This is a genomic window from Arthrobacter sp. HMWF013, from assembly GCF_003061105.1.
GTDB lineage: Bacteria > Actinomycetota > Actinomycetes > Actinomycetales > Micrococcaceae > Arthrobacter.
Genome location: NZ_QAIQ01000184.1, coordinates 1 through 14,458, shown reverse-complemented (window position 1 = coordinate 14,458; position 14,458 = coordinate 1). Strand labels below are relative to the sequence as shown.

Annotated in this window: 16 protein-coding genes; 8 read left to right on the top strand and 8 right to left on the bottom strand. The window is 66.2% G+C overall.

What is annotated here, in order from left to right; all coding sequences use genetic code 11:
• The first annotated feature begins 272 nt into the window (after positions 1 to 272).
• Genes purS through purL form a run of 3 tightly spaced genes read left to right on the top strand, consistent with a single transcriptional unit; the run spans position 273 to position 3,605 of the window.
• On the top strand, positions 273 to 524 hold the full coding sequence (gene purS / locus DBR22_RS08155; protein WP_056631212.1) for a phosphoribosylformylglycinamidine synthase subunit PurS: 252 nt from the start codon (positions 273 to 275) through the stop codon (positions 522 to 524).
• Between the two features lies 1 nt (position 525).
• Positions 526 to 1,299 carry a phosphoribosylformylglycinamidine synthase subunit PurQ gene (gene purQ, locus DBR22_RS08150; protein ID WP_108598602.1) on the top strand — a complete coding sequence of 258 codons (774 nt, stop codon included), beginning with the start codon at positions 526 to 528 and terminating at the stop codon, positions 1,297 to 1,299.
• Positions 1,296 to 3,605, top strand: coding sequence for a phosphoribosylformylglycinamidine synthase subunit PurL (gene purL / locus DBR22_RS08145; RefSeq protein WP_108598601.1), 2,310 nt, complete (start codon positions 1,296 to 1,298; stop codon positions 3,603 to 3,605). Before purQ ends, purL begins: the two co-directional genes overlap by 4 nt.
• A gap of 79 nt (positions 3,606 to 3,684) precedes the next feature.
• Here the strand turns inward: purL and DBR22_RS08140 are convergent, their stop codons facing one another.
• From DBR22_RS08140 to DBR22_RS08125, 4 genes are read right to left on the bottom strand one after another with little or no spacing between them, the layout of a single operon-like run.
• Positions 3,685 to 3,978, bottom strand: coding sequence for a DUF503 domain-containing protein (locus tag DBR22_RS08140; RefSeq protein ID WP_108598600.1), 294 nt, complete (start codon positions 3,976 to 3,978; stop codon positions 3,685 to 3,687).
• A gap of 21 nt (positions 3,979 to 3,999) precedes the next feature.
• Positions 4,000 to 4,317: a putative quinol monooxygenase gene (locus DBR22_RS08135; RefSeq protein WP_108598599.1), complete on the bottom strand. Its 318-nt coding sequence runs from the start codon at positions 4,315 to 4,317 to the stop codon at positions 4,000 to 4,002.
• A gap of 32 nt (positions 4,318 to 4,349) precedes the next feature.
• The gene (locus tag DBR22_RS08130; protein WP_108598598.1) at positions 4,350 to 4,892 is read right to left on the bottom strand and encodes a DUF1990 family protein; all 543 of its coding nucleotides are present in this window, start codon (positions 4,890 to 4,892) and stop codon (positions 4,350 to 4,352) included.
• A complete protein-coding gene (locus DBR22_RS08125; RefSeq protein WP_108598597.1) occupies positions 4,885 to 5,319 on the bottom strand; it encodes an MmcQ/YjbR family DNA-binding protein in 435 nt (144 codons plus the stop codon). The genes DBR22_RS08130 and DBR22_RS08125 overlap by 8 nt, the downstream gene beginning before the upstream one ends.
• A 45-nt stretch (positions 5,320 to 5,364) precedes the next feature.
• On the opposite strand from DBR22_RS08125, the gene DBR22_RS08120 reads away from it, so the two are divergent.
• A complete protein-coding gene (locus tag DBR22_RS08120) occupies positions 5,365 to 6,393 on the top strand; it encodes an isopenicillin N synthase family dioxygenase (protein WP_108598596.1) in 1,029 nt (342 codons plus the stop codon).
• A 21-nt stretch (positions 6,394 to 6,414) separates the two neighbouring features.
• Here the strand turns inward: DBR22_RS08120 and DBR22_RS08115 are convergent, their stop codons facing one another.
• Positions 6,415 to 6,840, bottom strand: a complete 426-nt coding sequence (locus tag DBR22_RS08115) for a CoA-binding protein (RefSeq protein ID WP_108598595.1) — start codon at positions 6,838 to 6,840, stop codon at positions 6,415 to 6,417.
• A gap of 288 nt (positions 6,841 to 7,128) precedes the next feature.
• Between DBR22_RS08115 and acs the strand changes: the two genes are divergently transcribed.
• The 4 genes from acs to DBR22_RS08095 are packed head-to-tail and all read left to right on the top strand — an operon-like array spanning position 7,129 to position 12,441.
• Positions 7,129 to 9,342, top strand: a complete 2,214-nt coding sequence (gene acs, locus DBR22_RS08110; protein ID WP_258229098.1) for an acetate--CoA ligase — start codon at positions 7,129 to 7,131, stop codon at positions 9,340 to 9,342.
• Positions 9,339 to 10,580, top strand: coding sequence for a dimethylsulfone monooxygenase SfnG (gene sfnG, locus DBR22_RS08105; protein ID WP_258229097.1), 1,242 nt, complete (start codon positions 9,339 to 9,341; stop codon positions 10,578 to 10,580). The genes acs and sfnG overlap by 4 nt, the downstream gene beginning before the upstream one ends.
• On the top strand, positions 10,580 to 11,950 hold the full coding sequence (locus DBR22_RS08100; RefSeq protein WP_108598594.1) for an O-acetylhomoserine aminocarboxypropyltransferase/cysteine synthase family protein: 1,371 nt from the start codon (positions 10,580 to 10,582) through the stop codon (positions 11,948 to 11,950). The genes sfnG and DBR22_RS08100 overlap by 1 nt, the downstream gene beginning before the upstream one ends.
• Positions 11,947 to 12,441, top strand: coding sequence for a CoA-binding protein (locus DBR22_RS08095; protein WP_108598593.1), 495 nt, complete (start codon positions 11,947 to 11,949; stop codon positions 12,439 to 12,441). The genes DBR22_RS08100 and DBR22_RS08095 overlap by 4 nt, the downstream gene beginning before the upstream one ends.
• 53 nt (positions 12,442 to 12,494) lie before the next feature.
• Here DBR22_RS08095 and DBR22_RS08090 read toward each other — a convergent pair whose 3' ends face one another.
• The 3 genes from DBR22_RS08090 to DBR22_RS23755 all read right to left on the bottom strand — a co-directional run.
• Positions 12,495 to 13,364 carry a hypothetical protein gene (locus tag DBR22_RS08090; protein WP_108598592.1) on the bottom strand — a complete coding sequence of 290 codons (870 nt, stop codon included), beginning with the start codon at positions 13,362 to 13,364 and terminating at the stop codon, positions 12,495 to 12,497.
• Complete coding sequence (locus tag DBR22_RS08085; protein ID WP_108598591.1) at positions 13,361 to 13,912, bottom strand: RNA polymerase sigma factor; 552 nt, start codon at positions 13,910 to 13,912, stop codon at positions 13,361 to 13,363. The genes DBR22_RS08090 and DBR22_RS08085 overlap by 4 nt, the downstream gene beginning before the upstream one ends.
• Positions 13,913 to 14,168: 256 nt before the next feature.
• A partial coding sequence (locus tag DBR22_RS23755) for a hypothetical protein (protein ID WP_108598590.1) occupies positions 14,169 to 14,458 on the bottom strand: 290 nt, incomplete at its 5' end.

Below are 14,458 nucleotides of genomic sequence, written 5' to 3'. Positions count from 1 at the left end.
ATGAGGCAACGAATCAGTCTTCCCGGAGGTATTGCAATGAGGCAACAGGGAGCCGCCGTCGCCATCACGCCTAGAAGCGGGTCCCCATCCTGATGACAGTGACGGCGCCCACCGAATACTGGGTCCGGCGCTCCGGCCGGTAGAATGGGCTAGCAAGCTCGCGGAGCGCCCGTCCACACTGTTGCAAAAAGCATGTCCCCAACTCTGGAACGGCGTAAGACGGCGTGACTCCGCTGCGCCCTTACCCAATGCTCACGCACAGGAGTTGCCGGATGCCCCGGATCGTTGTTGACGTCATGCCCAAGCCCGAGATTCTGGACCCGCAGGGGAAGGCCATCGTGGGTGCACTCCCCCGCCTGGGCTTCACCAGCTTTAGCTCTGTCCGCCAGGGCAAGCGTTTTGAACTGACTGTCGACGGCGAGGTGACCGACGCAATCCTGGCCCAGGCCCGCGAGGCAGCCGAAACCCTGCTGTCCAACCCGGTGATCGAGGACGTCGTCAACGTCGAGGTCGTCGAGGCCTGAGATGACTGAACTTCCCCTGATCGGCGAGGCAACCGCCGTCGCCGCCGAGCCGCGCCTGGCAGGCGCCCGGATCGGCGTCGTCACTTTCCCCGGCACCCTGGACGACCGCGACGCGGCCCGTGCAGTCCGGCTCGCCGGTGGCACCGCGGTGCCGCTCTGGCACGCTGATACCGCCCTGGGTGACGTGGACGCCGTCGTGATTCCCGGCGGATTCTCCTATGGCGATTACCTCCGTGCCGGCGCCATTGCCCGCTTCGCGCCGCTGATGTCCAAGATCATCGATGCGGCCAACTCTGACGCCAAGCTTCCCGTCCTGGGTATCTGCAACGGCTTCCAGATCCTGACCGAATCGCACCTGCTGCCCGGCTCCATGATCAAGAACGACCACCTGAAGTTCATGTGCCGCGACCAGGTGCTGCGGGTTGAAAACAGCAACACCGCCTGGACCCTGGACTACGAGGCAGGCCAGGAAATCACTGTGCCGCTGAAGAACCAGGACGGCCAGTACATCGCCGACGAAAAGGTCCTGGACGCGCTCGAGGCCGAAGGCCGCGTGGTGTTCCGTTACGTGGGCTTCAACCCGAACGGCTCACGCCGCGACATCGCCGGCATCTCCAACGCCGCCGGCAACGTGGTGGGACTTATGCCGCACCCGGAGCACGCCGTGGAGGTGGGCTTCGGCCCGCAGTCCCTGGACGGAATCGGCGGGTCCGATACCGATGGCCTGGGTTTCTTCACCTCCGTTTTGAACAAGATTGTGGGAGGCGCCAAGTGACCACGGAAACCACCAAGAAGTTCAACATCGACACCGTCGAGAACGCTGCCAAGACGCCGGACACCGAGCTTCCCTGGGCCGAACTGGGCCTGAAGCAGAACGAGTTCGACGAGGTAGTCAAGGTCCTGGGCCGCCGCCCCACCGGCGCCGAGCTCGCCATGTACTCGGTCATGTGGAGCGAGCACTGCTCCTACAAGTCCTCCAAGAACCACCTGCGCCAGTTCGGCGACAAGGTGACCGAGGAAATGAAGAAGGACATGCTGGTGGGCATCGGCGAAAACGCCGGCGTCACCAACCTCGGCGACGGCTGGGCCGTGACGTTCAAGATCGAGTCCCACAACTCGCCGTCGTTCGTGGAGCCCTACCAGGGTGCTGCAACCGGCATCGGCGGCATTGTCCGCGACATCATTTCCATGGGCGCCCGCCCGGTGGCCGTCATGGATCCGCTCCGTTTCGGCGCCATCGACCACCCGGACACTGCCCGCGTCATGCACGGTGCCGTTGCCGGCATCGGCGGCTACGGCAACTCCCTTGGCCTGCCCAACATCGGCGGCGAAATGGTCTTCGATTCCGTGTACCAGGGCAACCCGCTGGTCAACGCACTGGCTGTCGGCGTCATGCGCCACGAGGACATCCGCCTCGCCAACGCCTCGGGCAAGGGCAACAAGGTTGTCCTGTTCGGTGCCCGCACCGGCGGCGACGGCATCGGCGGCGCCTCAGTGCTCGCCTCGGAGTCCTTCGACGACACCAAGCCGTCCAAGCGCCCCGCCGTCCAGGTGGGTGACCCCTTCGCCGAGAAGGTCCTGATCGAGTGCTGCCTCGAGCTGTTCAAGGGTTCCCTCGTTGAAGGCATCCAGGACCTCGGCGCCGCAGGCATCTCCTGCGCCACCTCGGAGCTCGCGTCCAACGGCGACGGCGGCATGGAGGTTGAGCTGACCTCCGTCCTGCTCCGCGACCCCACCCTGACCCCGGGCGAGATCCTGATGTCGGAGTCGCAGGAACGCATGATGGCCGTGGTCACCCCCGAGAACATCGCTGCTTTCGAAGCTGTGATGGACAAGTGGGCCGTGGAGTACTCCTGGCTCGGCGAGGTCACTGACACCGGCCGCCTGATCATCACCTGGGACGGCGTGGTGATCGTGGATGTTGACCCGCGCACCGTGGCCCATGACGGACCCGTGTACGACCGCCCGTTTGCCCGCCCCGAGTGGCAGGACTCCCTCCAGGCGGACACCTTCACCGGCTCCGTCCAGGACGCCGGCCGCCCCTCGTCCCCCGCGGCGCTGGCAGCTGCCGTCACCGAGCTCATTGCCTCACCGAACATGTGCAGCAAGGACTGGATCACCAACCAGTACGACCGCTACGTCGGCGGCAACACCGCCCTGGCGTACCCGGACGATGCCGGCGTGGTCCGCGTGGATGAGGAAACCGGCCTGGGCGTTGCCCTGGCCACCGACGCCAACGGCCGCTACACGTACCTTGACCCGTACCACGGCGCGCAGCTGGCACTGGCCGAGGCCTACCGCAACGTGGCCACCTCCGGCGCCGTTCCCATGGCCGTCAGCGACTGCCTGAACTTCGGCTCCCCCGAGGACCCGGATGTCATGTGGCAGCTCGCCGAGGCCATCCGCGGCCTGTCCGACGCCTGCATGGTGCTGGGCATCCCGGTCACCGGCGGCAACGTGTCGCTGTACAACCAGACGGGCACCACGCCCATCCACCCCTCCCCTGTGGTGGCAGTTCTCGGAAAGCTCGACGACGTCGCCCGCCGCACGCCGTCGGGCTGGCGTGAGGATGGCCAGGCCATCTACCTGCTGGGCACCACTGCGGCTGAACTGGACGGTTCCGAGTGGGCCAACCTGCGCGGCCACCTCGGCGGACTGCCGCCCAAGGTTGACCTCGCAGCAGAGCGCGCACTGGGTGAAATCCTGATCAACGCCTCCCGCGACGGCATGGTCGATTCGGCTCACGACCTCTCCGAGGGCGGCCTCGCGGCAGCCCTGGTTGAGTCCTCGCTGCGCTACGGCGTGGGTGCCCGGATCGCTTTGCAGGATGTGATGGACCGCGACGGCGTTGACCTGTTCACGGCCCTGTTCTCCGAGACCCAGGGCCGCGCCATTGTTGGCGTGCCCCGCTCCGAGGAAATCCGCTTCACGGACATGTGCACTGCGCGCGGATTCGCCCACACCCGGATCGGTATTGTGGACGCGGCCAGCGGCGAGCTGGAGATCAACGGCGTCGAAACCCTGTCCCTCGATGCCCTCCGCGAAGCCCACGAGGCAACCCTGCCGAAGTACTTCGGCTAGCCCCACCCCCAAAGCAACGCGGGGTCACTCCGCGCCCGATAATCCTCCTGGATTGGGCGTGAAGTGACCCCGCGTTGCTTTAATCTTCGCTGTGGAGCTCCCGCTGACGTGAACTGAGCAGCTCGAATTCGGGCCGGTTCGCCACGAAGCGTTCGACGGCGGTGAGCACCTCCACGAGGTGCGCACGGTCTGCTGCCACCAGGCCCGCGCCCACCTGCGAGCGCCGGTATTGTTCGTGTCCGCCCACCTCGGCAACTGACACATCGAACCGGCGTTTGACCTCGGCCAGGAGCGGCCTGATGACGGAGCGTTTTTCTTTCAGGCTTTGGACATCGCCCAGGAGGATGTCGAATTCAATCCAGCCGATCCACATGACCCCATGGTAACCACGGGGTCAGATGGCGAGCTCGCCCATCCGGTCCCAGCCGTCGCCGTCGAGCTGGCGGCTGATGATCTGCGGCGTCTCGGCCAGGGCCTGGGGCATGTCCGCCATGGCCTGCTTGAAGTGCGTGCTGTTGACGTGGTCAGCAGCGGCGTCGTCCTTGAAGGCTTCGACCAGGACAAACTCGTGGGGGTCCTCCACGCTGCGGGACCAGTCGAACCACAGATTGCCGGGCTCCTGACGGGTGGCCCGGGTGAACCCGTCCACGAGATCCAGCCAGCGTTCGGACCAGTCGGGTTTGACCTTGAATTTGACGACGATGAAGATCATGGGATTTCCGTCCGTTCCGGGAGGTTTGCGGCTCAGCCTGCGGCGAGTTGGCGTGCCCCTTCAAGGTATCGCGAAGTGACGTACCTCTGCGCCGCCCTGGTCACCGGACCTCCGACGCGGTAGATCCAGTTGGCCGGCTTGCTGAAGGCCGTGATCTTCAAGAACACCCGCCCGGTGGCGTCAATCTCCACCTCAAAGGCTTCCTCGCCGCGCGCCGGATGCCCTGGCAGCGTGCCGTACCCAAAGCCGGCAGACTGCGGACCGTCGCCCGCCACCGGCCGCCGCACCCACACCACTTCGCACGGGGCGTTGATCCGGAAAGGCCCGACGCCGAATCCGCTCACCACGCGCGTCCCCGGCCGGACGACGTCGGACTCGGCCCGGACGCGCAGCCCCGACCGCCGCTGCAGTTCCCAGGTCAGGATTCCCTGCGCCACCCGGCGGTACAGCGCCGCCCCGTCGCCAAGGTAGGCCTGGGACACCAGGCTGGGATACCCCTCCGGCGGCCGTCCGTTCTCGGTGGCGCCCACACCCGGGTAGTCGAGCCGGCCGCCCACCAGTCGTTTGTCAGTCAACGGAGTCCTCCCGGGATCCGGTGTGAGGCAAAGATGCCAGCCGCGCCCAGCCCAGCTGTTCCTGTTGCCTGCGGCTCAGGGTGGCCACCACCAGATCGTAGGAGTCCTCCACCATGTCCCGGACCATGGAGTCCGGGAGGGCACCATCCAACCTCACGCCGTTCCAATGGGTCTTGTTCATGTGCCACGCACCGGTGATCCCCGGGTGGGCGGCACGGAGCTGCTCAGCCAGGGCCGGCTCGCATTTGAGGCTGACGGAAAAGTCGTCCGCGTCCAGGGTGGACGAGGCGAACATCTTCGCCTCATGCCTGCTGCCGCCGTCCACAGCCGCCCTCACCTTGAACACCGAGGTCTCCGGACCAAAGGGGAAATCTTCGTACGCGCCGGGAAAAGAAAGGCAGATCTCCCTGAGCTGAGCTGGTTCCATCCTGTGAGCCTACAAAGCCGTTCGCGGCGGTGCTAGTCTGCGAAGATGTCACCTGACCAGGCCACCATCCCTGTTCTGGACTTGAGCACCGCGCGGCAGCCCTACGGTTCCTTCAGCCCGGAATTCATCGAACAGCTGCGGGAGGCCGCCCATAACGTCGGTTTCTTCCAGATCACGGGCTACGGTGCGGCTCCCGGCCAGGCAGAGGAGCTCCTGGGCCTCATCAAACGCTTCTTCGACTTGCCGCTTGAGGAGCGGATGAAGCTGGACAACCGGCTCTCACCCCACTTCCGCGGCTACACCCGGATGGGCACGGAGGTCACCCAGGGGCGGGCGGACGCGCGCGAGCAGATCGACTATTCCCCCGAGCGCGACCCCATCCCCGACTACCCGGCGGACCAGCCGTACTGGCTGCTCCAGGGCCATAATCTGTGGCCGGACGAGTCATTGCCCGAGCTCAAGCCGGCAGCCATGGCCTGGGCAGATCTGATGTCCGCCGTGGGCATGGAACTGCTGCGTGGCATTGCTGTCGCCCTGGGGCTGCCCGAGGACCACTTCGACGAACCTTTCGGCGACGAACCCGCGTGGATGGGCAAACTGGTGCACTATGTCGGCGGCATAGTTGAAGAGGCCGGTGACCAGGGTGTGGGATCGCACGCGGACTACGGTTTTGTCACCCTCCTGCTCCAGGACGAGGTGGGCGGGTTGGAGGTCCTTCCGCCCGGGGCGAGCGAATGGGTGGAAGTGGACTACATTCCCGGAGCCCTGGTGGTGAACCTGGGCGAGATGCTGGAAGTGGCCACGGAAGGCTACCTGGCCGCCACCATCCACCGCGTCAAGGCTCCGCCGCCGGGCGTGGACCGGTATTCAGTGCCCTTTTTCTGGTCCCCGAGGCTTGACGCCGTGATTGACCCGGTGCCACTGCCGCCAGAGCTCAAAGCACAGGCGCGCGGGCTGTCCGACGACCCGTCCAACCCGATGCTGGCCTCATTCGGCATGAATATGCTCAAGGGCCGGATGCGGGCCCACCCGGACGTCACTGAGCGTCACTACCCGGAGCTGATGAAGGGCTGAGGCCCTGCCCGCGGGCCTGGGTCAGAGGTCGTATTTCCAGGCCTGCTGGGCCGGGCAGGCGTTCATCACCACGTCCAGTCCGGCCCACTTTGCCCGCTCGGCGGCGGCCTCGTCGATGACGCCCAGCTGAAGCCATACGGCCTTGGCGCCGACAGCGATCGCCTGGTCCACCACCGCCCCGACCTTGTGCGAGTTGACGAAGCAATCAACGACGTCGAGGGGATGCTTTTCCGCTGGTATATCGGCGAGCGTGCGGTACCCGGTTTCGCCATGCACAGCATCGCCCGGCAGGTTCACGGGGATGATTTCCATCCCGAGCCGGTCCCGGATGAACAGTGACGTCTCATAGGCGGCACGCCATTCATTGGTGGTCAGGCCCACGATCGCCCACCGCCCTTTGTTTCGCATAAGGCGCTCAATAACGGCTGGATCGTTGACGTGGGCCATGATGCAAGACTACATCGCGAATCCTCCACCTTCCCGCCGAACAATTGAATGATTGCGATGCTGTCACATGGGGAATGAACGAATATTACGCTTCCGCAACGCGGGATTTGGCGCGTGCCGTGCGGTTCGGCTGTAGTGGTAGTGACCATCCCGAGCGGCCGAGAGACCTGGATCTATGACGCCGCAGCATCCCTGGGCGACGCCTGCCGTCGTCAAAGCAGCACAGTTGAGGCGACCATCCTCAACCAACTGCCACGGTGCTACCGCCAGGATCGATGGAGCATACCCATGACCCCGGAGATTTATCCTGCCACGCCACTTTTGACCCCGGTTTTCACTCCGGTTTCCGCCAGCACGGCCTCACCGGGCGTGCCCGTGGAATCCCCTCACACCACTTCGAACGCGACGGCGGTCGAAGCCGGGCTGCGTGACGCGGCCGGCCCCGCCAATAGCCCATCGGGATGGTCCTCGACCGGGTTGCAGGACGTCGCTGTGCACGGCGAACCGTCCGGCGGGCCGGCCCGTCACAGCAGCACCACCACGCCCACCGATCCGGAAGCCCAGCCGGCAATCCAGGACACTGTGGCCTTCTGGGAACAGCAGGCCCTCCGCCTGGACTGGGCCCCGAACGCACAAGACCCTGACGGCAAACCCTGGCACACGGCGCACCGCCGCATCCCGGCCGACGCCGAAGCCGGCAAGGGCCCGGAGATCACCTGGTTTGAAGGCGGCAAGCTCAATGTCGCGTACAACTGCGTGGACCGCCACGTGGCCAACGGCCGCGGCGGCAAGGTGGCCCTTTACTTCGAAGGCGAGCGCGGGGACCGCCGCGCCATCACCTATGCCGAACTGCAGCGCGAGGTGTCCCAGGCCGCCAACGCGCTCCTGGCCCTGGGCATCACCAAGGGCGACCGCGTGGTCATCTACCTTCCGGTCATCCCCGAAACCGTCATCATCACCCTCGCGGTGGCCCGCATCGGTGCCATCCACTCCCTGGTGTTCGGCGGTTTCTCCGCCGAGGCCCTGAAGTTCCGGGTGGAGGACACCGGGGCCAAGCTCCTGGTCACCACGGACGGCCAGTTCCGCCGCGGCGTCGCCGTCCCGGTCAAGGACAACGCCGATGCGGCAGTGGCCGGCGACAACGCGATCGAGCACGTCCTGGTGGTCAACCGAACCACCCCCGCCGACGAACTGGCGACCGTCCACATGACCGAAGGCCGCGACGTGTGGTGGCATGACGCCGTCGGGCGTGCCCCGGAACTCCACGAGCCGGAGGCGTTCGACGCCGAGACTCCCCTGTTCATCATGTACACCTCCGGGACCACCGGTAAGCCCAAGGGCCTGGTCCACACCTCCGGCGGCTATCTCACGCAGGCGTCCTGGAGCTTTGAGCACCTGTTCAGCAACCCGGATCCCGCGCTCCGGGACGGCGATGTGCACTGGTGCACCGCTGACCTGGCCTGGGTCACCGCGCATACCTACGAGATCTACGGCCCGCTCTCCAACGGCGTGACCCAGGTGATCTTCGAGGGCACGCCCAACACCCCGCATCCGGGCCGGCACTTCGAGATCATCGAACACTACGGCGTCACCCAGTACTACACGGCGCCCACGCTGGTCCGCTCGCTCATGGGCTGGTTCCCGGACGGCGTTCCGGACAGCTACGACCTCTCCTCCATCCGCATGCTCGGCACCGTGGGTGAGGCCGTGAATCCGGAGGCCTGGCGCTGGCTGCGCCGGAACGTTGGTGCCGGCACGGCTCCGGTGGTGGACACCTGGTGGCAGTCCGAAACCGGCGCCACCATCCTCTCCCCCGCCCCCACGGACACAGACTTCAAACCGGGCTGCGCTGCCCGCCCGTTGCCCGGCGTCAGCACCAGGATCGTGGACGACGCCGGCAATACAGTGCCGCCGGGCGTCCAGGGATTCATCGTGGTTGACTCCCCCGGGCCGGCCATCGCGCGGACCGTCTGGGGAAATCCCCGCCGCTACTACGACTCCTACTGGAGCAAGTACGTGGAACAGGGCTGGTTCCTGGCCGGTGACGGCGCCAAGTACGACGCCGACGGCGACATCTGGATCCTGGGCCGCGTGGACGACACCCTGAACGTCTCGGGCCACCTGCTCTCCACGATCGAGATCGAGTCGGCCCTGGTCTCGCACCCTGACGTGGTGGAGGCCGGCGTCTGTCCGGTCGCGGACGCCAAGACCGGGCACGCGATCGTTGCTTTCGTCGTGCTTAAGTCCGGGGTTTCCGGGGACGTCGGCGCGGAACTCAGGAACCACGTTGCGAAGGCCATCGGCCCGATCGCCAAGCCCCGCGACGTCGTCGTCGTCCAGGACGTGCCCAAAACCCGCAGCGGCAAGATCATGCGCCGGCTGTTGACCCAGCTCTTCGAGGGGACCGCCCTGGGCGATACCACCTCACTCCAGAACGAACCGGCGATCGCCGGCATCCAGGACGTCCTGCGCGAGCGGACCCTAGTTAAGGAAAATTCATGAATGACATCAGCAACGTTGCCCGTCTTTCCGAACCGCTGAAGTTTGCGTACTGGGTGCCGAACGTTTCCGGCGGCCTGGTGGTCTCCACCATCGAACAGCGCACCGGCTGGGACTTCGACTACAACAGGAAGCTCGCGCAGATTGCCGAGGACTCCGGCTTCGAATACGCCCTCACGCAGACCCGCTACGCCGCCTCCTACGGTGCGGACAAGCAGCACGAGGCCACGTCGTTCAGCCTGGCCCTGCTGGCCGCCACCGAGCGCCTCAGGGTCATCGCCGCCGTCCACCCGGGCATGTGGCACCCCGGTGTCCTGGCGAAGTTCATCATCACCGCAGACCACATCTCCAACGGCCGCGCGGCCGTCAACATCGTCTCGGGCTGGCTCAAGAACGAGTTCACCAACTTCGGCCTCGAATGGCTGGAACACGACGAACGCTACGTCCGCACCGAGGAGTTCATCAGGGTCCTCCGCGGCCTCTGGACCGAGCAGGAATACAGCCAGTCCGGCAAGTACTACAACATCACCGATTTCACGCTGAACCCGGCCCCCGTGGATGTTCCCGGCCGCGCGCACCCGGAGATCTTCTTTGGCGGCAACTCGACCGCGGCCCAGGCCACCGCGGGCCGCGTGGCGGACTGGTACTTCTCCAACGGCAAGGACCTGGAAGGCTTCAAGGAGAACATCGCCGGCGTCGTGGCCGCTTCAGGGGAAACCAGGCGCGGCACCGGGGGCGCCGCTTTGCCCGCTCCGAGGTTTGGCCTCAACGGCTTTGTGATCGCCCGGGATTCCGAGAAGGAAGCCCGCGACACCCTCCGCGAGATTGTGGCGAAGGCGCACAAGCCCGCCGTCCAGGGCTTCCGCGACGCCGTCCAGGAAGCGGGCGCGTCCACCAAGGACGGCAAGGGCATGTGGGCGGACTCAAGCTTTGAGGACCTGGTCCAGTACAACGACGGCTTCAAGACCCAGCTGATCGGCACCCCTGAGCAGATCGCCGAGCGGATTGTGGAGTACAAGAAGATCGGCGTGAACCTGTTCCTCACCGGCTACCTGCACTTCCAGGAGGAAGTGGCGGCCTTCGGTGCGGACATCCTGCCGATCGTCCGCGAACTCGAAGCGGACCTCGCCCGCAAGCACGGCACCGAACTTGTCCCCACCCGCACCCTAGCCTCGCAAGCTCGGCCAGGGAACCCTGCGGGCGTGGGCCCACGCGCAGCCGCAGAGTCGGTGGCTGTCTGATGGCTGACCGCAAATTTGGCTTCCGCACCCGCGCCCTGCATGCCGGCGGCACCCCGGACGCCGAGCATGGCGCCCGCGCGGTACCGATCTACCAGACCACGTCCTTCGTCTTCAAGGACACCCAGGACGCCGCCAACCTGTTCGCCCTGCAGAAGTACGGCAACATCTACTCCCGGATCGGGAACCCCACCGTGGCAGCATTCGAGGAGCGCATCGCGTCCCTGGAGGGCGGCATCGGGGCGGTGGCAACCTCCTCCGGCATGGCCGCGGAGTTCATCACCTTCGCCGCGCTGACGCAGGCCGGCGACCACATCGTGGCCGCCTCCCAGCTGTACGGCGGCACCGTCACCCAGCTTGATGTGACCCTTCGCCGCTTCGGCGTGGACACCACCTTTGTTCCCGGCACCGACCCCGCGGACTATGCCGCGGCCGTCCGGGAGAACACCAAGGCGATCTTCGTCGAGGTGGTGGCCAACCCGTCCTCGGAGGTCCAGGACCTGGAGGGGCTGGCGAAGGTAGCGCGCGACGCCGGCATCCCCCTCGTCGTCGACGCCACCTTGAGCACGCCGTACCTTGTGCGGCCGATCGAGCACGGAGCCGACATTGTCATCCACTCCGCCACCAAGTTCCTGGGCGGCCACGGCACCACCCTCGGCGGCGTGATCGTCGAAAGCGGCCGGTTTGACTGGGGCAATGGTAAGTTCCCCACCATGACCGAACCGGTGGCCTCCTACGGAAACGTCTCCTGGTGGGGCAACTTCGGCGAGTACGGTTTCCTCACCAAGCTCCGCTGTGAGCAGCTTCGCGACATCGGGCCCGCACTGTCACCGCAGTCCGCATTCCAGCTGCTGCAGGGCGTCGAAACCCTCCCGCAGCGCCTTGACGAGCACCTGAAGAACGCCCAGGCGGTGGCTGAGTGGCTGGAGGCTGACGATCGCGTGGCCTACGTGAATTTCTCCGGCCTTCCCTCGCACCCGCATTTCGAGCGTGCGAAGAAGTACCTGCCCAAGGGCCCGGGTTCCGTGTTCTCGTTCGGTGTGAAAGGCGGCCGGGCGGCCGGACAGAAGTTCATCGAAGCGCTGCAGCTCGCCTCGCACCTGGCCAACGTGGGCGATTCCCGGACCCTGGTGATCCACCCCGGATCCACCACCCATCAGCAGCTGAGCCCGGAGCAGCTCGAGTCCGCCGGGGTGCCCGAGGACCTGGTCCGCATCTCCGTGGGGCTTGAGGACATCGAGGACATCCTGTGGGATCTTGACCAGGCCCTGACTGAAGCCTCGGCAGCCGCGGCTCCGACAAGCTCAACCACCGCGTCGGACGATTCAGCCGATGAACCCGCGAATTCCTGCACGATTGGAGCGAGCGCATGAGCACCGCCGAACGCAGCTGGACCGGACCGTCCGCGCCGGATCGCCTGAACCTGCTGCGGCAGGCCAGGTCCATCGCGATCGTGGGCGCCTCGGACAAACCGTCACGGGCGAGCTACTTTGTGGCGACCTACCTGCAGTCCTCCACGAGCTACAAGGTCTATTTCGTGAACCCCGTGGTGAAGGAAATCCTTGGCCAGCCCACGTATGCGACGCTTGCCGACCTTCCGGAGAGCCCGGACATCGTGGATGTGTTCCGCAAGCACGATGATCTCCCGGGCGTCCTGGCCGAGACCATTGCTGCCGGGGCCAAGACCCTCTGGCTGCAGCTGGGATCGTGGCATGAGGAAGTGGCCGCGGACGCTGAAGCTGCCGGGCTCAACGTGGTGATGGACCGCTGCGTGAAGATCGAGCATGCCCGGTTCCATGGCGGCCTGCACCTGGCCGGCTTCGATACCGGCGTGATCTCCTCGAAGCGGCAGTTGCTTTCCTGACTGAAGTCCCCCGCTGACCATGTACGCTGCGCATCTTCGCGCCGGGTGCGTGGTCAGCGGCTGAACTTTTTCAGCCAGATCAGGCCCTGGTCAGCTTTGCCGGCCGCGGTCTTGCCCGTCTTTGCCAGCAAGGGGGCAGCGTCCTCGACCGTAGAGGTGACGGGGCCGGACTTTCCGGCCTTGTCCTGCCCGCCCGCAGCGGCAGAACCGGCATTGCCTGCCGGCTCCCCGCCATCCCCGGACGCTGCGTCCTTCGCGGCAGTACCGCCGGCGTTACCGCCTGCCGCATTGCCGGCGGCGCCGTCGTCGTTCGTTGTCGACGAGGAGCCGTCCGCCCCATTTCCCTTGCCGGCGGAACCGGAGTTGCCCTGGTGCCCCGTCCCGGCCTGGGACGCCCCGGCTCCCGGGTTCCCGGGCTGTGCGTCTCCTGGGCCGGAAGGGTCAGCCTGGCCCGCAGCGCCACCCCCGACTGCCTGATCGCCACTTGCCTGGTCCCCGGGAGTCTGCAGCTCCACAGGGAGGCCTGCGCCCTCCGGGACGGCAAGCGGAGCTGCCGCAATGGTCCAGGCGGGGCTCCAGTCAGCCAGCATCTGTTGGACAGAACTGTTAGCAGACCCGTCAGGGACCGAACCGGTGGCGGCCACTCCCGTGACGCCGAGCCCCATACCCGCGATGACGGCGAGTCCCACCACTGAGCCCCGGTGCCGGCGGAGCAGGCGGTGGCGCTCAAGCTGATGGGCCGGGCCGGACAGAAGCAGGGCCGCCAGTTCCGCACCAGGCTCGGGGACCGGGAGGGAACGGAGGGACCCCAATGAGAGCAGGGCAGAGCGGAGCCTGGCATCCGTCTCGCCGGCGTCGAGCAGCATGTCATCCACGGTCCGGGCAAGGGACCGGGTAATCACCGGGCTGGAGGGGGCATTCATGGCACCACATATTCCTTTACAGCGGACTCCTCGCGGAGTTTGACCAATGCACGGCGCTGCAGCTGCTTTACAGAACCGGCCGTTTTCCCCATAACGTCCGCGACCTGTTCGACGGTCAGGCCGCCGACAAGGCGCAGGGACAATACTTCCCGCTGCTCGTCCGGCAGACCGCTGAGCAGGTCCAGGACTTCCTGGGGAGAGATTTTCTGGAGGACTTCAGTTTCAGCCGACGTGTCCTCGCGCCGGTCCAGGTCCGGTTCGAACGGGAGTTCAATTGGTCTGCGCCGCTGCCGCCGGTGGTCATCCACCATGCGGGCGTGGGCCACGGAGAAGACGAACGTGCGAAGCCCGGCGACCCCGCCGGTGACTGTCCCGAGCCGCGGCAGGACGGCGAGGAAGACTTCCTGCATAACCGCCTCCGGATCTTCTACTCCTCGGGCTGTGAGGTAGCCCAGGACCTGTGCCGCATAGGTTCGGTACACGGTGTTGAACAGCTCCGGATCGCGGGCACGGGCACGCAATACGTCGTCTGTCAGCGCATCGGTCACGGGACGCAGGGCTTTCGGTGAAAGGGGAAGGGGTTTGCCCCGCTAACTTTACCCTCCGGTAACCGTGCTGCCGGCACCCCACGAGCCGGCTGGGGAATAAAAAGGCCGGTCTGGAACATGATGGGGGACAAGTTCCAGACCGGCGCTTCATAGGGGTAATCGCTGACACATGCCAAAGGGTTACGCCCGGTCACAAAAAACTTTGGAAATCTTTTGGGGGCCCGGATTCAGCCTCGGGCAAGGCCGGAATTCAGCCTCAGGCGGGGGCCTGCGCTGCTCCGATCCAGCGCGGCGTGGCTGCCTGCCGCCGCGGAGAATTGGCATGGGCAAAGGCGCGGAGCCTGTTCGCCGGTACCAGCTGTTCGTCGCAGGCCGGCTGGACGGCAATTGGCTCTGGTACGGGCTGCGGGCGGGCTACGGCGCGCAACGGGGAAACGCGTGAAAGGTCGGTGACCAGTCCCGTCCCGGCGCACTCACGCACCGCCGCGATCCCTGCCGCCACCGCCGGCTTGTCAGCGAACGCCTCGGATACCGCCATCACAGTTC